The following is a 19319-nucleotide window of genomic DNA, read 5'->3' as shown; positions in this document are numbered from 1 at the left end:
GCTACGGGTCAGGCGAGCCGCTTCTTGAGCTGGGCGTAGAGCTCGGTTACAGCGGCGTCCGCCGCGGGGGAGATCGGGAAGAGGTTGAGGAAGGTGTGGACCAGTCCTTCGTAGGTGCGGGCGAAGACCCTCACTCCGGCGTTCCCGAGCGCCTCGGCGTAGGCGTTGCCCTCGTCGCGCAGCGGGTCGTACTGGGCGGTGCCGATGATGGCGGGGGCAAGGCCGGTGAAGCTGCCGGCGCGCAGCGGGGACACGTGGGAGGAGCCGCGGACGGTGGGGTCGTCGCCTGCGTAGAGGTGTTGGAGGTCCAGGACGTCCTGGGTCCGCAGGAGGTAGCCGGTGGCGTTCTCGGTGCGGGAGGGGTGGTCACCGGTGAAGTCGAGACAGGGGTAGACGAGGAGCTGGGCCGCGAGCGGCCGCCCTTCGTCGCGGAAGGCGAGCGCCACGGCGGCGGCCAGATTGCCTCCGGCGCTGTCCCCCGCGACGGCGAGACGGTCCAGGCGTCCGCCGTAGTCCTCGATGTGGTCCGCGATGTGGCGGGCGGCGGCGAGGCAGTCATCGTAGGGGGCGGGGAAGGGGTGCTCCGGGCTCTTATAAACATGGGCGACGGGGGCGGGTGCGGCGGCCGCCGGAGCAGCCTCCTCCTCCACCGAGACCCCGAAGTCCGTCGCGATGCCGGCGAGGCCGTTCGAGTAGCCCTGGCCGACCGCGCGGACCTTCCACACGCCGCCGCGCTGGTAGACCTCGACGACCACCAGTGCGGTCTCCGCGCCGAGCTGCGGCGGGGTGAAGCTGGCGATCACCGCTCCGCTGGCGGCGTCACGCACGGTGGCGGTGGGCTCGATGCCCTGGAAGGTCTGACCCGCCGCGTCCGGACTGGCGGTGATCACGATCCGCTCGATGCCGGGCGGCACCGAGCCGGTGTCCACCGTGATCGAGTCCGGCGCCGTACCGCCGCCGGAGCGGTAGTTGACGCCGGGACCGGTCGGCTGGTTGAAGAAGATGAAATCGGCGTCGGAGCGCACCTTGCCGTCGCCGGCGAGGAGGAGCCCGGACACGTCGAGCCGCACCGGGGCAGCCACGTCAACCGTCACCCGGACGGTGTTGAGCGGCAGGTTGGAACCAGGGGTCATAGCGGTCATGCCGGGAGAACGACCGAGGCGGCTTTGCCGTTCCCTTGCCTTGGCGGGAGATTTCGGGCCGGGGCCGAACGGGGTACGGGCTCGATCCGGGCGGGGCGCGGGTGGGATCCGGGCCGCTCAGCCCCGGTTTCGGGGGTGGTTCTTGGCCATCCGCTCGTTGCCGAACTTGTAGGCGCCCGTCCACCGGGCCATCACCAGCTGCGCGTCGCCGGCCTCGACCTCGGCCAGGAACTTGTCGGCGCGGCTGCCCCGCAGGGTGGTCGCGGACCGGCCCCGGTGGGTGATGGCGACCGTGTGGTCGCCCAGCTGTTCGTACGAGAATCCGTGTGGTTTCGGCATGCGCGCAGCCTGCCGCCCCCGGGGCGGGGGCGGCAACGCATTAACGGGGGCGTCGAGAGGCCCGGGGTGCGGTCTCATGTCGCCCCGGCCCTGCGGGAGCCGCAGGAGAGCGGAGTAGGCCCGGGTCCTGAACGCGTGACGGCCTGAAACGGGCGGGCGGGCGGCCGTCTGTCCGGCAGCCGCCCGCCCGTCCGGGTGAACGCGTGACCGTCCGCCCGGTCGGGCGGACGGACGGTGGTCCTCAGGCTCCGGTGACCCGGCGCGGGAGGCCCAGCGGGTTGGCCTCGCGCAGCTCCGGCGGGAGCAGGGCGTCCGGCACCGACTGGTAGGCCACCGGACGCAGCCAGCGCTCGATCGCGGTGCCGCCGACCGAGGTGGAGTGGGAGGTCGCCGCCGGGTAGGGGCCGCCGTGGTGCTGGGCCGGGGCCACGGCCACACCGGTCGGCCAGCCGTTCACCACGACCCGCCCGGCCAGCGCCGTCACCTGGGAGACCAGCTCCGCCGCGGGCCCCTCGCCGCCGTCGGCCTCGGCGGCCGACAGCTGCAGGGTCGCGGTGAGGTTCCCGGGGAGCAGGCCGAGCACGGCGGCGGCCTCGTCCTGGCCGGCGTACCGCGCGAGCACGGTGACGGGGCCGAAGCACTCCTCCAGGAGCAGCTCGTAGGGGCCGCCCTCCAGCAGGGTCCGCGCCGGGACGCTGAGGTAGCCCGCGCCGACGGTGTGCTCGCCGCCGGAGCCGGGTGTGACGGGTGCCTCGACCCCGGGCAGCGCGGCGCGTTCGCGGACGCCGGCGACGAAGTTCTCCCGCATCCGGTGGTCGAGCAGCACGCCCGGCTCGGTCTCCCCGAGCGCCTTGGTCAGCGCCCCGGCGAGCCGGTCGCCGGCCGCGCCCTCGGGTACGAGGACCAGGCCCGGCTTGACGCAGAACTGGCCGACGCCGAGCGTGACCGAGCCCGCGAGGCCGCCGCCGATCTCCTCGGCGCGCTCGACGGCTGCCGCCGGCGTGACCACGACCGGGTTCAGGGAACCCAGCTCCCCGTGGAAGGGGATCGGGACGGGCCGGGTGGAGGCGGCGTCGAACAGGGCCCGCCCGCCGCGGATGGAACCGGTGAACCCGGCCGCGGTGACCAGCGGGTGGCGGATCAGCTCGAGTCCCGAGTCGAACCCGTGCACCACGGAGACGACGTCGGCCGGCAGTCCGGTGGCCACGGCCGCGCGGCGCAGCAGCGAAGCGCACAGTTCGGAGGTGGCCGGGTGGTCGGGGTGTGCCTTGACCACGACGGGGCAGCCGGCGGCCAGCGCGCTGGCGGTGTCGCCGCCGGGCACGGAGAAGGCGAGGGGGAAGTTGGAGGCGGCGTAGACCGCGACCACGCCCAGCGGCACCTTGTAGCGGCGCAGTTCGGGGCGGGGCGGGGCGGCCAGGGGGTCTGCGCGGTCGATGCGGATGTCGAGGTAGGAGCCCTCGTCGACGGCGTCGGCGAAGGCGCGCAGCTGGCCGGTGGTGCGGGCGAGCTCGCCGGTGAGCCGGCCGGGGCCCAGCGCGGTCTCGGCGTCGGCGGCCTCGACGACGTGGGCGGCGGCCCCGTCGAGCAGGTCGGCGGCGGCGCGCAGGAAGGCGGCGCGGGTGACCGCGTCCGCGAGCGCGCCGCGGGCGGCGTGGGCCGCGCGCACGGCTCCGTCCACCTCCTGGGGTGTGGCCTCCACCGCAACCTGCTCGCGCTGCTTCCCGGTGCGGGGGTCCACACTCCAGACTGGTGTTGCTGCCATGGCGAACTGCCTCCTGGATCTGTGCTGCCGTCTGTGCTGCCCCGCGCGGATGCGTTCAGTATGGTGAACGCCGTTCCGGTGGATGAATGATCACATCCATCGCGGACTCTATTTCCGGATCTTCCGGGTTGACAAGAGACAAAGGGGCACGAAGGCGAATGACGACAGCTGAGTCGGGGGGCTCGGGTGCGCCGGCGGCCGTCAAGTCGGCCGTGCGCACGGTCCTGTTGCTGGAGCACTTCGCGGCGCGGCCGGGGCTGCACAGCCTCGCCGACATCCAAAGCGACCTCTCCCTGCCCAAGTCCAGCCTCTACATGCTGCTGCGCACGCTGGTGAACCTGGGCTGGGTGGAGACGGACGCGACGGGGACGCGGTACGGCATCGGGGTGCGGGCGCTGCTCGTCGGCAGCTCGTACATCGACGGCGACGAGGTCGTCGCGGCGGCGCGGCCGACGCTGGACCGGCTCTCCGACGGCACGACGGAGACGATCCACCTGGCCCGCATGGACGGGACGAGCGTGGTCTACCTGGCCACCCGGCAGTCCCAGCACTACCTGCGGCCCTTCACCCGCGTCGGGCGGCGGCTGCCCGTGCACTCGACGGCTCTCGGCAAGGCGCTGCTGGCCACGCACACGGACGAGGAGGTGCGGCGGCTGCTCCCGCGGCGGCTGGAGGCCGTCACCGAGCACACCATCACCGACCGGGACCGCCTCATGGACGAGCTGGCGCTGGTGCGGGAGCAGGGGTACGCGGTGGACCGAGAGGAGAACACGCTCGGACTGCGGTGCTTCGGCGTGGCGGTGCCGTACCGGACGCCGGCCCGGGACGCGGTGAGCTGCTCGGTGCCGGTGGCGCGGCTGACGCCGGGACACGAACGGGCCATCAAGGCGGCGCTGTTCGAGGCACGGGACCGGCTGTCGGTGGTGACGCGGCGGATGTGACGGGGTGGATGTGACGCGGCCGATGTGACGGGGCGCATGTGACGCGGCGGAGGCTCCGGTTCCTCCCCCGGGCGGGGGAGGGGTCTCCCCTTCAAGGGGGCGCCAAACCCTGTTGCCGTTCCGGCAACCCGCCCCCGCTCCCGCTCCCGCTCCCTGAGGGCGGGTTGCCGGAACGGCAACAGGGTTTGGCGGGGAGGGCCGCGGGGGCGGAGCATCGCGGGCACAGGCACCCGTACCGACCGGAAGAGGCCCCCATGGCGCACGAGCACCACGAGCACCACCACCAGTTCCCCGAGGCCGCCGGGTTCGCGGGCGAGGAGTTCTGGGACTCCCGCTACCGCGAGAGCGAGAAGATCTGGAGCGGCGACGCCAACGCCGTCCTGGTCCGGGAAGCCGCGCCGCTCGCTCCGGGCCGCGCCCTGGACCTCGGCTGCGGCGAGGGCGGCGACGCCGTCTGGCTGGCGCGCGCGGGCTGGCACGTCACCGGCACGGACATCTCCGGGGTCGCCCTGGAGCGGGCCGCGGCCCACGCCGCCGACGCCGGGGTCGCGGACCGCACCGCGTGGGAGCGGCACGACCTCGCGGAGTCCTTCCCGGCCGGGGAGTACGACCTGGTCTCCGCGTGCTTCCTGCACACCTTCGGGGAGTTCCCCCGCGAGCGGGTCCTGCGCCGGGCCGCCGCGGCCGTGGCCCCCGGCGGGATCCTGCTCGTCGTCGGCCACGCGGGCTGGGCCCCCTGGCAGGAGGACCGCCCGGAGGTGGCCTTCCCGACCCCGGACGAGGTCGTCGCGCAGCTGGAGCTGGCGGACGGCGCCTGGGAGGTGCTGCTGGCGGAGGAACACGTACGGGCCCAGAACCAGCCTGACGGCCGGCCCGGGACCCGTACGGACAACGCGGTGAAGGTGCGGCGGCTCTCTTCTTGACGCGCCCCTCGCACCGGTCGGCCCTGGCGGGCCTCCCGGGCTTCGGGTCGCTGCGCCGGACTCCGTCCGCCGAGGGCCGCGCCCGGTCCGGACGGGCTAGAAGCCGAGCTTGCGGAGCTGCTTGGGGTCGCGCTGCCAGTCCTTGGCGACCTTCACGTGCAGGTCGAGGAAGACCGGGGTGCCGAGCAGCGCCTCGATGTGCTTGCGCGACTTCATCCCGACCTCCTTCAGGCGGGCGCCCTTCGGGCCGATGATGATGCCCTTCTGGCTCGGCCGCTCGATGTAGAGGTTCGCGTGGATGTCCAGCAGCGGGCGGTCCGCCGGGCGGTTCTCCCGGGGGATCATCTCCTCGACGACGACGGCGATGGAGTGCGGGAGCTCGTCCCGTACGCCTTCCAGCGCGGCCTCGCGGATCAGCTCCGCGACCATCACCATCTCGGGCTCGTCCGTGAGGTCGCCCTCGGGGTACAGCGGCGGGCTCTTCGGCAGCATCGGCGCGATCAGGTCCGCCAGCAGCTGGATCTGGGTGTCGCCGACCGCCGAGACGGGGACGATCTCGGCCCACTGGAAGCCCAGCTCCTCGGCGAGCTGGTGCACGGCGATGAGCTGCTCGCCCACCACCTTGGACTCGACGAGGTCGGTCTTGGTGATGATGGCGATCTTGGGGGTCTTCTTGATCCCCGCGAGCTCCTTGACGATGAACTTGTCGCCGGGGCCGAGCTTCTGGTCGGCGGGCAGGCAGAAGCCGATCACGTCGACTTCGGACCAGGTCGCGCGCACGACGTCGTTGAGCCGCTCGCCGAGCAGGGTGCGCGGCTTGTGCAGGCCGGGCGTGTCGACCAGGACGAGCTGTGCGTCGGGGCGGTGCACGATGCCGCGGACCGTGTGGCGGGTGGTCTGCGGCCGGTTGGAGGTGATCGCGACCTTGGTACCCACGAGCGCGTTGGTCAGGGTCGACTTCCCCGCATTGGGACGGCCGACGAAGCAGGCGAAGCCCGCACGGTGCGGGCTGGTGGTCTCGGGGGAACGATCGCTCATACGGGCCATTCTCCCCGATGCGGCTCCCAGCGCCGACCAGGCCGCCGCCACGAGGGCGAGAGCGGCCGCGAGCAGGCCGTTCAGCGCGGGGTGCGCGGCGTGTCCGACGGCGGCCCGGTCGCCGGTCTCCCCGGCCCCGGCCGCGACCGCGACCTCGGCCCATTCGAGCGCGGGCGGGTCCTCCCACCGGGCGCGGAGCCGGACCTGCTGCCCGGGCAGGAGCTCGGCGGGGACCCCGGTGAGGGTCCGGGAGAGCAGCGGCCGGCCGAGGGCGCCGGTGACGGTGAGGACGGCGCGGGGGCGCAGGGTGACGTTGCCGAGGTTGCGGAGCGTGTACGAGACCTCCGCGCCGGCGGCGCCGCGACGGACGGTGCGGAGGTCCTCGACGGCCAGGGCGGGGGCGGTGGGCCCGGTGACCCTCAGGTAGACCCGGGCGGCGACGGCCTGCTGCACCCCCAGCCCCTGCACGGCCGTGCCGGCCGGCCGGTCCTCCAGGGCGACGATGGCTCCGGGGTGGTCCCCGGGCTCGGCCCGGTCGGGGACCGCGAGGGTGAACCCGACGTTGAGGGCCGACCTCGCCGGGACGGTGACCCGGTCCCGCTCGAGCTTCGCCCAGGCGGCGGTGGCGGTGCGCGGCTCGTCGGGGCCGCGCAGGGCGAAGCCGCCGTCGCGGGCGGTGTTGTACGCGTCGGCGGCGTAGAGGCGGAAACTGCGGGGCCGGTCGGTGCGGTTGGCGACGGTGACGGAGTCGGTGACGCTCTGGCCCGGGGCGGCGGCGAGGTAGAAGTACGGGCGCTGCCCGAGCTTGTTGGCGGCGGGCAGCACGGACCACTGCCCGTTGTCGGCGGCGGCCGCGGGTCCGGCGCCACCGAGCAGGAGCCCGAGTCCGAGGGCGAGACCGAGAGCGAGACCGAGGACGAGCCGGAGTCGGAGGGCGGGCCGGATTGCGAGGAGGAGACCGAGGGCGGGCCGGACCGGCCCGGCGGCGGCCCGGTGCCGGGTCACGACAAGGTCAGCGTCAGCACCGCGGTGTAGGCGCCCGGCGGGGTGTACGGGGGGACCTGGAGGGCGACGGCCGCGTCGATCGTGAAGGTGCCCCCGGTGAGCGCGCCGTCGCCCGTGGAGGCCAGCACCGCCCCGTCCGGGCCCACCGTGCCCGCGCTGCCCGGCGTACACGCACTGAGGCTGCCGGGGGCGGCCGAGCACGACGGGGTCCAGCTCAGGGAGGCGCCCGGGAGGCGGACCCCGCCGGTGCCCGTGAAATCGGTGACCTTGCCGATCAGCGTCCACCCCGCCGGCCCGCCGCGCGCGTCCTTGACGGTGACGGTGCCGATCCGGCCGGCCGCCGCGCCGCCCTCCCCGTACGGGACGGCGCCCAGGGTCACGGCCGCGCCCTCCTGGGTCAGGCCCAGCGCGCCCGCCTCCACGACGGCCGTCACCTTCTGGGTCCCGGGCGGCATCGCGGCGGCCTCGATCACCGTGTAGGCGGCCGGTCCGGAGCCGCGGGCGGGCGACCAGGCCGCGCCCTCGTACGCGACGACGGCGGTGGTCGCCCGGTCCGCGACCGGGAGCTCCGCCAGGACCACGCCCAGCTCGTCGGCCTTGGCCGTCACCCGGTCGGCGGTCTCGGCCGCGCCCGCCCGGCCGGCCACGGTCACGGTCGCACCGGGGGCGAATCCGGTGCCGGTGGCCTTGACCTTGGCGCCCGGTCCGCCGGCGGCCGTGCCGAGCGCGACCGAGCGCAGGTTGGCCGTCGCGAGCGGGGTCGCGGTGATCCGCTGCGCGACCGCGGGCGGGGCCGGGGTCTGCGTCGCGGACGGGGCCGGGGAAGAGTAGGTAGTCGGCAGGGTAAGATGTTGATAAGGGACAGGGGTCAAGGGGGTCAGGGGGTCAGGAGATCGCGTACCACTGGCTGCCCCAGCCGGTGTTGATCGTGCTCGTGGACTGCTCGGCGAGGTTCACGCGGGCCGGCAGGGAGCTCTGGCCGGTCAGGACCGTGCTGTAGCGCAGGCCCGGGGGAGCCAGCCCCGCGTTCACCGAGATCCCGGCGCCCGTGGCCTTGAGGGTGAGGGCGTTGGTGGCCCAGCTGCCGTTGAGGAGGAGGGCGATGAAGTAGGTGCCGGGCTCGGCGGTGAAGGGCTTGGCCAGGGGCAGCGGTTTGGCCACCGCCTCGGTCATCAGCTGCGGGGACACGTCGGCCGTGGAGGCGACCAGGGTGCCGTCCGCGTCGTAGACGCCGAGCTGGCAGCGGGAGAGCTGGGCGTTCGGGTCGATGCCGGCCAGCCCCAGCCAGATGGCGGACCAGGTGATCCGCTCGCGCAGGACGATCCGGACCAGCGTCACCCGGCCGCCCACCCCGGCGGCGGTCTGGGCGGTGACGTGCCCCGCGTCACCCGGGTCGCCGGTCCAGGCCAGCAGGTTCTGGTCCTGCGGCCGGGGGCCCTCGTACGCCGGTCCGCCGCCGGGCGCCGGCGCGGCGGAAGCGGCGGCCGAACCGGCCGCGCCGCCCGCCCCGCCCTTCGGGGTCCCGCCGGAGGCGGTGCAGCCGGCCAGGAGGAGCACCGCCGCGAGCGCGGCGGCAAGACCGGTCGGGGCGGCGGTGGTACGGGTGCGCATGGTCCCCCCATGAGGTGCGGCTTCGACGGAAAGCCATGGTCACACGGGCGCCGGCCGGTCCCGGGACCGGATGGCGGATAACGCTTCGGAACGCGATTTTGCATAAACATGTGTTCCGGTGCATACTCTTCCCATGTCTAAGGTTCTCACCTCTCTGCCCGTCGGCGAGCACGTCGGCATCGCCTTCTCCGGCGGCCTCGACACCTCCGTCGCGGTCGCGTGGATGCGCGACAAGGGTGCCGTTCCGTGCACCTACACCGCCGACATCGGCCAGTACGACGAGCCCGACATCGCTTCGGTGCCCGGCCGCGCGAAGGCCTACGGCGCCGAGATCGCGCGCCTGGTCGACTGCCGGGCGGCGCTCGTCGAGGAGGGCCTGGCCGCACTCGCCTGCGGCGCGTTCCACATCCGCTCGGGCGGTCGCGCCTACTTCAACACCACCCCGCTCGGCCGCGCCGTCACCGGCACGCTGCTGGTCCGGGCGATGCTCGAGGACGGCGTCCAGATCTGGGGCGACGGCTCGACCTTCAAGGGCAACGACATCGAGCGGTTCTACCGCTACGGTCTGCTGGCCAATCCCCACCTGCGCATCTACAAGCCGTGGCTCGACGCCGACTTCGTCACCGAGCTCGGCGGCCGCAAGGAGATGTCGGAGTGGCTGGTCGCCCACGAGCTGCCCTACCGCGACAGCACCGAGAAGGCCTACTCGACCGACGCCAACATCTGGGGCGCCACCCACGAGGCCAAGACGCTGGAGCACCTCGACACCGGCGTGGAGACCGTGGAGCCGATCATGGGCGTCCGGTTCTGGGACCCCTCGGTGGAGATCGCCACCGAGGACGTGACCATCGGCTTCGAGCAGGGCCGCCCGGTCACCATCGACGGCAAGGAGTTCGCCTCCGCCGTCGACCTGGTGATGGAGGCGAATGCCATCGGCGGCCGCCACGGCCTGGGCATGTCGGACCAGATCGAGAACCGGATCATCGAGGCCAAGAGCCGCGGCATCTACGAGGCCCCCGGCCTGGCGCTGCTGCACGCCGCGTACGAGCGCCTCGTCAACGCCATCCACAACGAGGACACCCTCGCCCAGTACCACAACGAGGGCCGTCGCCTCGGCCGGCTCATGTACGAGGGCCGCTGGCTGGACCCGCAGGCGCTGATGGTCCGCGAGTCCCTGCAGCGCTGGGTCGGCTCGGCCGTCACCGGCGAGGTCACCCTGCGGCTGCGGCGCGGCGAGGACTACTCGATCCTCAACACCACCGGCCCCGCCTTCAGCTACCACCCGGACAAGCTGTCGATGGAGCGCACCGAGGACTCGGCGTTCGGCCCGGTGGACCGGATCGGCCAGCTGACCATGCGCAACCTCGACATCGCCGACTCGCGCGCGCGGCTGGAGCAGTACGCCAGCCTCGGCATCGTCGGCACCGCCCACCCCGAGCTGGTCGGCGTCGCCCAGGCGCCCGGCACCGGGCTGATCGGCGCCATGCCCGAGGGCGGCGCCGAGGCCATCGCCTCGCGCGGCGAGGTCTCCGGCGACGAAGAACTGCTGGACCGCGCCGCCATGGAGTTCGGCACCGACTAGTCGGTGTGAGCGACCGTCAGAGTGCCGGGCCGGCGCACCGATCCACGGTGCGCCGGCCCGTTTCCGGTGGCGGCCGATCGCCGGACTCAGCCGTCGTGCCCGGCGGTTCGGCGCCGCTCGACGCGGTGGTCCAGGGCTTCGACGATGCGACGCCACGCCGGCGACGCCTCGGAGATCCGGGAAGAGACCGGCTTCGCGGGTCAACCCCCTCCGTCGCGGGCCGATGGCGACGAGCCGCCCGCGACGGCCAGCCGGGGTGCGCCCGAGCCGTCCGCGGGGACCGTCCAGATGTCGCTGGGGCGTCCGTCCGCGCCCGGCAGCGCGTAGGCGACCGTACCGTCGTCCAGCCAGGCCGCCTGGTCGTCGAGGCCGCGCGTCTCGGCGAGCGGGGTCTCGGCCATGGTCCGCAGGTCGAGGACGTACAGCCGCCAGGGGTCGGACGGGTCGTCGGACACCTTCTTCTTGAAGGCGACCCGGGTGCCGTCGGGCGACAGGGACGGGCATTCGACGTTCTGCCGCAGCGTCTTGGCCGACCAGTCCTTCATGCTCCCCTCGACGAGGTACGTCCGCCCCTTGGTCGACACGGTCGCGTAGAAGCGGTCGTCGTCGCGGGCGAAGCTCACCCCCCAGTAGTTGACGTCGGGTGCGTGGTAGCGCTCGCCGTCGAGGGTGAGGGGGATCTCCTCGATGGACTTGACCAGGTAGCCGGTGCGCAGGTCCAGGACGGCGGTCCGCGTGGAGAAGGCGCTCGTGGCGTACGAGTCGCCGGTGGCGAAGACCGTCCAGGCCAGCATCTGCCCGGAGGCGGACACCCGGGCCCGGGTGGGCACGCCCGGCACGCTGATCCGGCGCACCTCGCGCAACTGCCGGTCGAGGACGAGGGCGTACGTCTTCGGCAGCACCCCGGGCTCGGCGCGCAGGCACAGGGCGCTGTCCCCGGCGGTGTGGAACCGGTCGCAGGCGGGGCCGCCGGAGGCCGTGGCGGCGGCGCCGCCCGGGTCCGCCGCCAGCGGCCGGTGCGCGACGCGCCCGGTGGCGGAGTCCCGGAAGTACAGGGCGGGTCCGTCGAGGGTGAAGGAGGCGTCGGCGGCCGCGGAGCCCGGCCGGCCGTCCCCCCGGTCCCCGGCGTGCAGGGCGTACCCGACGGATCCGCCCGTCAGGAGCACGAGCGCGGCCGCCACGACGGCGGTGCGGGCGCCGCGGCCGAGCGGGAGCCCGGGCCCGGCCGGCTTCGTGGGCGGCTCAGTGATCGGCCTCGTGGTCGGCGTCGTGGTCATCCGGTCCGCCTCTCGGGGGTCGGGGTGCCCGGCGTCTTCCCGGGGGCCGGGGCGCCGGACCGTGCCGGTACGGGTGGCCGTGGACCTGCCCGCCCTGCCCGCGGCGGGGAGCACCGGTCCGGCGAGGGCCATCAGCACCCCGTCGGTGCAGGCGTAGAAGACGCCGAGCAGGGCGAGCACGGGCACGAGGACGAGCGGGGCCGGGCCGCCGGCCGGCGCGAGCAGGACGAGGTAGGCCCCGAGCAGCGCGAGGTGCCCGCAGAGGAAGGGCAGCCGCCGCCCGATCCGGTCCGCGAGCCGGCCGACCGGGACCGCGAGCAGCAGGTAGCCCGCCGCCGCGCCGAGCGGCAGCAGGGGGAACCAGGCGGGGGAGAGCCCGAGCCGACGCTGGAGCAGGAGGTAGAGGAAGGCGTCGCCGATGGTGGCGGCGCCGAGCAGGGCGGCGGCCGCGAGGATCCGCCGGAAGGCGGGATCGCGCAGCGCCGCGAACGCCCCGGACGGTCTGCCGGCGGGCTCGGGAGCGGCCGGGCCCGAGAGCGGTGCCGGGTGGCGCCCGGGAACGTAGAGGACGAGGAGCAGGACGCCGAGCAGTCCGACGCAGAAGCTCACGAAGAACACCGCGTCGTACGCGCCGGCGGTGGCCCAGAGCAGGGCGAAGGCGGCGAGCGGACCGAGCAGGGCGCCGGCGGTGTCCATGGCCCGGTGCACGCCGAAGGACCGGCCGAGCGCGTCGGGGTGGCTGCTCAGGGTGATCAGCGCGTCGCGCGGCGCCGTACGGATGCCCTTGCCGACCCGGTCGGCGGCCAGGGCCGCCGTGATCCCGGCGGTGGCGCCGCCGGCGAGCAGCAGGCCGAGCCGGGAGCACGCGGAGAGGGCGTAGCCGATCCCGGCGACGCGCTTGTACCGGTGGCCGCGGTCGGCGAAGTGCCCGCCGAGCAGCCGGACGACCGCGGCGCCACCGCCCAGCAGGCCGTCCAGGAAGCCGAATTGGAGGGGTGAGAGACCGAGTCCGAGGACGAGGTAGAGCGGCAGCACCGCCGTGACCATCTCGGAGGAGACGTCGGTGACGAGGCTGACCGTGCCGAGTGCCAGGACGGTGCCGGGAACGCGCCGGCCCTCCCCGTGGGAACGGGGTGGGGCCGGCGTGTCCCGGCGGCCTGTGGTCGCCAGGTACATCAGTGGCAGGTGTACTTCGGGCTGGTGTCCTTGACGCTGCCGTCGGCGCCGACGTAGCTCCAGCTGTAGCCCGAGTCCGTGAAGTCCATCTTCAGGACCCCGTACTGGCCGCTGATCCGCTTCTGGCTGTTGGGCTGGACGGTCTCGATGTCGTAGGGATCGGCGCCGCCCATGCCGCCGACGATCTCGGTGATCCCGTCGGAGACGGCCTTGCCGCTCGGGTCCTGCGGGGCGAACCGCTCGTAGTGGTGGTCGTGCCCGTTCAGCACGAGGTCGGCCTTGGCGCCGTACAGGATGTTCCAGACGGGCTTGCTGACCGGGTCGTTGCCGTGGCCGCCCGAAGAGAACAGCGGGTGGTGCCAGTACGCGGCGATGCAGGACTTGCCGTTCGCGGCGAGGTCGGCCTTCAGCCAGTCGATCTGGGCCTTCTGGTCGAAGGAGTTGGAGTCGAGGGCGATGAAGTGCCAGTTGCCCTCGTCGAAGCTGTAGTAGCTCTTGCCCTGCGGGTAGGCGACCGCCCCGAAGTACGCCTTGTAGCCGGCGAGCGGTCCGGCGGGGTCGTACGTCTCGTGGTTGCCCGGGACCGGGCGGGTCTTGTCCTTGAAGGCGCCCCAGGACTTGTCGTAGTAGTTGCGGAAGTCGGCGATCCGGGCGTCGTCGTACTGGTTGTCACCCATCGTCAGGTAGAACTTCGGGTTGATCTGCTGGGCCCGCGCGGCGGTCTTGGGGTGTGCGCAGGCGCTGTCGGAAGCGGTGCACTGCGCGGCGATGTCGCCGGCGGCCACCACGGTGAACGCGCCGGTCTGCGGGGGCTCGCCGCCGCCGAGGGTGCCGTACGCCTCGACCTCGTGCAGCGAGTAGCCGTAGGCGGTGCCGCGGGCGGTCCCGTACACGCGCAGGTACCGGCCCTTGCCGGACAGGCCGGTCCAGTCGTCGGTGCCGCCGTTGCCGGCCGTCTCGTTGGCGAGGCGGGTCCAGGTGGAGCCGTCGGCCGAGATCTCGACCCGGTAGACCTTGGCGTACGCGGCCTCCCAGCTGAGCCGGACGCGGGTCACGTCGGCGGTGGCGCCGAGGTCGACCCGTATCCACTGCGGGTCCTTGCCCTCCGCGCTCGCCCAGCGGCTGGCCGCGTCACCGTCGAAGGCCTTCTGCGGTCCGAGGGCGGAGCTCTCGCTGGAGGACGCGGTGGCGGGCTTGCCGCGCGAGATGAGGGGGTCGGCGGCGGCGCCTGCCCGTTCGGGGTAGGCGAGCAACAGCCCGCCGACGAGGAGGAGTACGGCGGTGACGACCACGCCCACCGTGCGGCGTGGTGCGGTGATTCGGGGGGTGCGTGGGGTGCTCAGGCTCATTCCTGACTCCCTGGCCTTTGTGGGTGGCGAGAGCTGGCACGGGTGCGCGACCCCGCGACCCGGCCCGTGTGCGGGCAGGAGGCGGTGCCGCAGCGGCCGGGTCAGAGCTCTCGCTGAGCGCGTCATGCCCACGACACGGGGCACCGCGCCAAGCCGCCGAACCGGGATGCTAGCAAACAGGAAACTTTCCTACCAGTGGTCTGGGGGGCGTCTGTTGCGAGCTCACCGACCCGGAATCCGTCGGCCGGATCGGGAACGAACGGGGCTTCACGGGCATCTAGTGCTGTGTCGCAAACACCCCCTGGGGGCACGGGCGCCACGCCATGACCCGCCGGGCCCTGAAAGAGGTCGATTCCCATCAGCGTCATCCGCCGCGCGAAGGACGTGCTCCGGCGCGTCAACCGCGCCCTCAGCCGCCCCGACGCCGCCGTGCTCCTCGACGCGGACTCCGTCCTGGTCGTCACCCCCGGGGCGGACACCGTCTGGGCTCCCGGCGACCGGGTGCGGATCGGCTGGCGCCTCGTCGGCCTCACCGGGCACCCCATGGACATCGCCCTCGTCCGGGTCGACGGCTCGCGCGTCTCCGAGGACCTCGCCGTCCTGGCCACCGACGTCGAGCCCGCCGACCTCGGCCTCACCGTCACCGTGCCCGAAAACCTGACTCCCGCGGGCAATTACGCCATCGCGGTCACCTCGCACGACCCCATGGCCGTCTACAGCCCCGCCTTCCGCATCACGGCCGGCTGATGGGCAGCGGCCCCGTGCGGGGCAGCGGCCCCGTGTGGGGTCGCGCGGTCCGCGCGGGGCCGGGAAGGCGGTCGGACCCGGCCCCGGCCGGGTGCGGCCGCTCCGCGCGCAGTTCGCCGAGCAGCCGGCGCGGGGCGGAGAAGAGCCCCTGCCCGTCGGAGGTTCGGGGCGGCGGCCCCGGTATGTCGTCGGCGCTGATCAGCCATATCCCCGCGGCCGCCGCGACCACGGTCAAGGCCCCCATGGCCCGTTGCCCCCGACGGCTTCCACCCGGCATGTCTGCCCCCTTGTCCGTGCGCACTGCCCCGCCCGGACCGTCGGCGAGTTCGGTCGCCGACGGTCCGCTTCCGGCCCAGCACACGACAGGCCCCCGCGACTCGCACCCCGAACCGGTGGAGCCCACCCGGCGTGTCGCGGACACGCCACAACCCGGCGGCCAACGACCCCGCAGGTCACGGGGGATGACGGCCCGTGCGCGGCCGATCGTCCCGCGATGTCGGCCGAACGGGTGACACGAGACGGCGCCGCGCGGTGCCCTGGGGAGAGCTACGTCGCCGGCAGCGTGACGGCGTGGGCCGCGGCGTCCGCCGCCGCCCGCTCGACGTGCTCCGGGGTGACGAAGCGGTGACCGACGTTGCGGACGGTAACGAGCAGCGGCTGGTGCTCGGGGCCGGGGTGCGGGCGCTGACGACGTACGTGCAAGTGGAGCGGGCAGGTGCTGAAGAGGGAGGCGTAGCGCCAAACCGGCGGGAGGAGGTGGGCGCGGGGGAAGAAGAGGGAAGGGGGCGGCGCGAGGGGGCACGGGGCCGAAGGCCGGGAAGGGAAGGCGACAGCGGGGCGAAACCCCCCCCGGCGACGAGAGCACGGCATCCGCGGAGAAGCCGCTCCCCCCCCGCCCGCCCGGGACCCGCGCCGCGGTCCTCGCCGCCCTCGCCCCGCGCGAGGCGATCGACATCGCCCTCTACGGCCGCTTCCTCGCGGAGATCGCCGATTCCCCCAACGTCGACGGCGCCGTCCAGAGCAGCCACGCCTTCACCGTCCACGAGGCCGAGCAGGTCGACGACTTCTACGCCGCCGCCGACGACGCCAAGCTCGACCGCAAGAGGAACGCCCTCAAGGCCCCGACCGCCCTGGACTTCCTCGACGCGGCCGACGACTCCGGGGCCGGCATGACCGGCTACCAGTCCCTGATCTCCGGCACTTTCTACCGGCACGCCGTGCTCGACCGCGTCCGGCTGCGCAGGAACCTCCAGGCCGCCGGGATGACCGTAGAGGAGGCCGAGGACGCCTCCGCCGCGGCCGAGGAGGAGTTCGTCAACGCCTTCGTCGACGCCTTCCCCGAGGCGAAGCGCAACTCCACCGCCTCCACCGGTTCGCTGCCCGCCCTCGTGCTCGCCTTCGAGGGCGACCGTCCGTACAGCTACGCCGCCGCCTTCCAGCGGCCCGTCGACGAGAACCCGGAGGGCAGGGGCGGCGAGGGCCCGGCCGGACCCGCCGCGGTGCGGCGGCTGCTGGCCCACCACGTCTTCGTCAGCGGCCGCCGCGAGGACATCAGGGCCGGGCGCCTCCTCACGTACGACCCCCAGATCGACGGCCTGCTCGCCGGGCTGCCGGAGCTCGGCGCGACCCCGGTGACATCGGTCGGGGGTCTGACACAGGACGTGCCGCCGGAGGACCCGACGGAGGACCCGACGGAGGAGCTGACGGGGGAGCACACAGGGGAGCTGACGGGGGAGGGGCTTCCGACATGACGCACGTCCTCCTCGTCCGCCTCGCCGCCCCCCTCCAGTCCTGGGGAGCGGTCTCCCGCTTCTCGCGCCGCGACACCCACAGCCGGCCCACCAAGTCGGCCGTCATCGGCCTGTGCGCCGCGGCCCTCGGCCGCGACCGCACCGACCCCGTGGACGACCTGGCCGAACTCGTCTTCGGCGTCCGCGCCGACCATCCGGGGACCCCCGTACGGGACTACCACTCCGTCGGCGCCGGCCGGTATCCGCTGCGCCCGCGCGACGTCATCACCGACCACCGGCGCGCGGCCGCCGTCTCCGCGAGCATGGAGGCGGCCACCGGCCCCGGCTTCGGCCACCACGAGCTGGCCGGCTGGTACGGGGCGCCCAAGAGGATCGCCGCCGATCCGGTCTCCGGGGCCCTGGTCTCCGCGGAGCTCGCCCGTTCGGCGCTGATCACCGAGCGCTGGTACCTGTCGGACGCCGCCTTCGTCGCCGGTCTCCAGCACGAGGACCGGAGCCTCCTCGCGGAGCTCGCCCAAGCCCTGGAGCACCCGAAGCAACTGCTGTGGCTGGGCCGCAAGTCCTGCCCGCCCTCGGGCACCCTGGCCGCCGGCATCCTCCCGGGCACCCTCGCCGAGGCCTTCGCCGCCAAGCGGCTCCTGCCCGGCCCGGGTGCGGACCCGGACCCGGAACCGCGGCGGCGCCCCTGGGCGTGGCTCGAGTCCCCCGCCGGAGCTCCCGGGTCTTCCCCCGTCAACGACCAGCCGGTCAGCTTCGACCCCGCGCGGCGGGTCCACTCCATGCGCTGGGAGACCCGTACGCGCGTCACCATCGCCCCGACCGCCACCGAATGGGACATCATCCCTTGAACACCACACGCGTCACGGCGGCCCGCTTCGTCGCCACCCACTCCGTCCTGACCCTGGACGCCACCCACCCCTACGTCGCCAAGTCCCTCGTCGACGCGCAGGAGATGCACCGCACCGTCATGAGCGGATTCCGCGGCTGGGTCGAGGACGGCGACCCCGACGCCCGCTCCCAGATGGGCGTCCTGTCCACGTGGTCGGTGGACCTCAAGGCGGCGGCCCTCGTCCTGGTCGTGCAGTCCCGCGTGCCGGGCGACTGGAGCCGCGTCCCGCGCGCCGCGCTCACCTCGGCGCCGCACACCCTCACGGTCGACCGCACCGTACGGGCCGGCGAAGTCCTCGGCTTCCGTACGGTCATCAACCCGACCCGCAGCAAGCCGTCGGGCCGGCCGGTCTCGGAGAAGGCCCGCGGCGCCAGGGTCCCGCACAGCAATCCGGAGCACGTGAAGAACTGGTTCCTGCGCCGCCTCCAGGCGGAGGGCGAACCCGCCACGGCAGAAGGCGGCCTGGTCCGCATCGGCGCCACGGCCGACCCGGCGGCCCTCGGCGTCCGCATGCTGCCGACGGTCTCGAGCCCGGCCCCGCACAAGGGCTTGCGCATCGCCCGCGCGGAAATCCGCGGCTCCCTCACGGTCACCGACCCGAAAGCCCTGGTGGAAACCCTCTCCCAAGGCCTCGGCCACGCCCGCGCCTACAGCTGCGGCCTCATCCTGACCCGCTGAAATCGGGGCCCCGAGCACGAGACCTCGGCCTCCGGTGCCCGTGCCGGATGGTCACATCGTGTCCTCGGCGCGGGTGGCGATCCGGCCGGCCGCTTCGAGTCGGGACAGGCGGCCGTGCTCTCGGTCGGCCCAGCGCCGGACACGGTCGGGTTCCAGCGGGGCGCCGTGGCCGACGTGGAGTCGGGTGGGGTTGAGGGCAAGCATTTCGCGAAGGCTGGTGAGGTTCTGCCGCGGGTCGTCGTGGAAGGGGGGATTGGCCGGCTTGCCCGGGATGAGCCCCATGAAGGAGTTGGCCACCAGGTCGCCGGCGATGAGGTCTCCGTCGTCGGTGAGGACGGAGACCGATCCGGCCGTGTGGCCGGGGGTGGGCATGATGCGCGCTGCGATCCCGAAGTCCTCCAGGGGAGTCTCACCGCGGATCAGCACATCGGGTTCGAGGGGTTCGGCCCGCGCGTGCAGGTCTTTGCTCCGGTCCATGATGCGGCCCATCGGGCCGGTGGGCAGGTACGGTTCGCGAACCCGGCCGGTGCGGTACGGCCCGAGGTCCGCGACGTGGCCGGCGACGGGTGCGCCGGTGAGGCGGTGCAATGCGGCGGCGGACCCGAAGTGGTCTATGTGCCCGTGGGTGATGACGATCAGTGAGACCTCGCGGGGGTCCACTCCGTGCTCGGTGATCCGGTCGTAGATCTTCTGGCCGCTGCCGGGCGTCCCGGCGTCGACGATCACCGGACGTCGGCCCAGGAGCAGGTAGGCGTTGATGGCCGTGCGGCCCATGACAGGGATGGGAATGACCTTCGTGCGGGACATGGCGACGTCCTCCATGAGGTGACGGACTGACTGCCTGACTGACGGCTGCTGCCCGTGCGGGCACACCGGGGATCCGCCGGACTGCCGGCGGATCCCCGGTGTGCCCGCACGGGCAGCAGCCTTATTGGTGAGTCTACTGCTAGTATCAGCCATTGTCTGAGTTGTGCGGCGATCCCATCTGCCTTAGTCGCTGTGGTCTGTCATTTTTAGCTCGGGCCTTATGGCACGTTGTCGCTATTATTAGGCTCTTTCAGAAAATACGGGGTAAGTTGCTCTCATTCATATGATGTTTTTTTTTT

General features: G+C 73.6%; 16 protein-coding genes and 4 pseudogenes. 8 read left to right on the top strand and 12 right to left on the bottom strand.

What is annotated here, in order from left to right; genetic code table 11:
* Positions 1–8 precede the first annotated feature (8 nt).
* From DRB96_RS43500 to DRB96_RS40515, 3 genes are all read right to left on the bottom strand, one after another.
* Positions 9–1133, bottom strand: a complete 1125-nt coding sequence (locus DRB96_RS43500) for an alpha/beta hydrolase fold domain-containing protein (protein WP_239517906.1) — start codon at positions 1131–1133, stop codon at positions 9–11.
* Positions 1134–1259: 126 nt separating this feature from the next.
* Positions 1260–1481 (bottom strand): hypothetical protein, encoded by a 222-nt coding sequence (locus DRB96_RS40520; protein ID WP_112452852.1) that lies wholly within the window; start codon positions 1479–1481, stop codon positions 1260–1262.
* Positions 1482–1722: 241 nt separating this feature from the next.
* Positions 1723–3246, bottom strand: a complete 1524-nt coding sequence (locus DRB96_RS40515) for an aldehyde dehydrogenase (NADP(+)) (protein ID WP_112452851.1) — start codon at positions 3244–3246, stop codon at positions 1723–1725.
* Between the two features lie 158 nt (positions 3247–3404).
* Here DRB96_RS40515 and DRB96_RS40510 point away from each other — a divergent pair, with 158 nt between their 5' ends.
* Positions 3405–4187 carry an IclR family transcriptional regulator gene (locus tag DRB96_RS40510; RefSeq protein ID WP_112452850.1) on the top strand — a complete coding sequence of 261 codons (783 nt, stop codon included), beginning with the start codon at positions 3405–3407 and terminating at the stop codon, positions 4185–4187.
* A 254-nt stretch (positions 4188–4441) separates the two neighbouring features.
* Entirely contained in the window at positions 4442–5110 is a 669-nt protein-coding gene (locus DRB96_RS40505; protein WP_112452849.1) for a class I SAM-dependent methyltransferase, read from the top strand.
* Positions 5111–5206: 96 nt separating this feature from the next.
* On the opposite strand, the gene era is transcribed toward DRB96_RS40505, so the two are convergent.
* The 4 genes and pseudogenes from era to DRB96_RS40485 all read right to left on the bottom strand — a co-directional run bounded on the left by era (position 5207) and on the right by DRB96_RS40485 (position 8764).
* Entirely contained in the window at positions 5207–6148 is a 942-nt protein-coding gene (gene era / locus DRB96_RS45595) for a GTPase Era (protein ID WP_239516938.1), read from the bottom strand.
* A 513-nt stretch (positions 6149–6661) separates the two neighbouring features.
* Positions 6662–6973: pseudogene (locus tag DRB96_RS45590) on the bottom strand (DUF916 domain-containing protein); the annotation flags it as partial.
* A gap of 176 nt (positions 6974–7149) precedes the next feature.
* Positions 7150–8025 (bottom strand): hypothetical protein, encoded by an 876-nt coding sequence (locus DRB96_RS40490; RefSeq protein WP_112452847.1) that lies wholly within the window; start codon positions 8023–8025, stop codon positions 7150–7152.
* A 13-nt stretch (positions 8026–8038) separates the two neighbouring features.
* A complete protein-coding gene (locus tag DRB96_RS40485; RefSeq protein ID WP_112452846.1) occupies positions 8039–8764 on the bottom strand; it encodes a hypothetical protein in 726 nt (241 codons plus the stop codon).
* Positions 8765–8897: 133 nt separating this feature from the next.
* Here DRB96_RS40485 and argG point away from each other — a divergent pair, with 133 nt between their 5' ends.
* Entirely contained in the window at positions 8898–10346 is a 1449-nt protein-coding gene (gene argG, locus DRB96_RS40480) for an argininosuccinate synthase (protein ID WP_112452845.1), read from the top strand.
* 1367 nt (positions 10347–11713) lie between these two features.
* Here argG and DRB96_RS40470 read toward each other — a convergent pair.
* Both DRB96_RS40470 and DRB96_RS40465 read right to left on the bottom strand, forming a co-directional pair.
* Positions 11714–12799: pseudogene (locus DRB96_RS40470) on the bottom strand (MFS transporter); the annotation flags it as partial.
* Positions 12799–14148: a discoidin domain-containing protein gene (locus tag DRB96_RS40465; RefSeq protein WP_112452844.1), complete on the bottom strand. Its 1350-nt coding sequence runs from the start codon at positions 14146–14148 to the stop codon at positions 12799–12801. The pseudogene DRB96_RS40470 and the gene DRB96_RS40465, both read right to left, overlap by 1 nt.
* Positions 14149–14532: 384 nt before the next feature.
* On the opposite strand from DRB96_RS40465, the gene DRB96_RS40460 reads away from it, so the two are divergent.
* Positions 14533–14895, top strand: coding sequence for a GPI anchored serine-threonine rich family protein (locus DRB96_RS40460; RefSeq protein ID WP_162688873.1), 363 nt, complete (start codon positions 14533–14535; stop codon positions 14893–14895).
* Here the strand turns inward: DRB96_RS40460 and DRB96_RS40455 are convergent.
* Together DRB96_RS40455 and DRB96_RS43490 are read right to left on the bottom strand one after the other, a co-directional pair.
* Entirely contained in the window at positions 14882–15139 is a 258-nt protein-coding gene (locus DRB96_RS40455) for a hypothetical protein (RefSeq protein ID WP_112452842.1), read from the bottom strand. The two genes, DRB96_RS40460 and DRB96_RS40455, sit on opposite strands and share 14 nt — an antisense overlap.
* 323 nt (positions 15140–15462) lie before the next feature.
* A pseudogene (locus DRB96_RS43490) lies at positions 15463–15603 on the bottom strand (DNA-binding response regulator); the annotation flags it as partial.
* A gap of 239 nt (positions 15604–15842) precedes the next feature.
* Between DRB96_RS43490 and DRB96_RS45585 the strand changes: the two are divergent.
* From DRB96_RS45585 to DRB96_RS40435, 4 genes and pseudogenes are all read left to right on the top strand, one after another.
* A pseudogene (locus tag DRB96_RS45585) lies at positions 15843–15932 on the top strand (type I-E CRISPR-associated protein Cas7/Cse4/CasC); the annotation flags it as partial.
* A gap of 132 nt (positions 15933–16064) precedes the next feature.
* A complete protein-coding gene (locus DRB96_RS40445; protein ID WP_239517833.1) occupies positions 16065–16646 on the top strand; it encodes a type I-E CRISPR-associated protein Cas7/Cse4/CasC in 582 nt (193 codons plus the stop codon).
* A complete protein-coding gene (gene cas5e / locus DRB96_RS40440) occupies positions 16643–17494 on the top strand; it encodes a type I-E CRISPR-associated protein Cas5/CasD (RefSeq protein ID WP_112452840.1) in 852 nt (283 codons plus the stop codon). Before DRB96_RS40445 ends, cas5e begins: the two co-directional genes overlap by 4 nt.
* Positions 17491–18213 (top strand): type I-E CRISPR-associated protein Cas6/Cse3/CasE, encoded by a 723-nt coding sequence (locus tag DRB96_RS40435; protein WP_112452839.1) that lies wholly within the window; start codon positions 17491–17493, stop codon positions 18211–18213. Before cas5e ends, DRB96_RS40435 begins: the two co-directional genes overlap by 4 nt.
* 51 nt (positions 18214–18264) lie before the next feature.
* On the opposite strand, the gene DRB96_RS40430 is transcribed toward DRB96_RS40435, so the two are convergent.
* A complete protein-coding gene (locus tag DRB96_RS40430; protein ID WP_112452838.1) occupies positions 18265–19020 on the bottom strand; it encodes an MBL fold metallo-hydrolase in 756 nt (251 codons plus the stop codon).
* Positions 19021–19319: the final 299 nt, after the last annotated feature.

The sequence above is a fragment of the Streptomyces sp. ICC1 genome (assembly GCF_003287935.1).
GTDB classification, from domain to species: domain Bacteria; phylum Actinomycetota; class Actinomycetes; order Streptomycetales; family Streptomycetaceae; genus Streptomyces; species Streptomyces tritrimontium.
The sequence above is the reverse complement of the archived record's forward strand: the minus strand, read 5'-3'. Positions and strand labels throughout refer to the sequence as shown.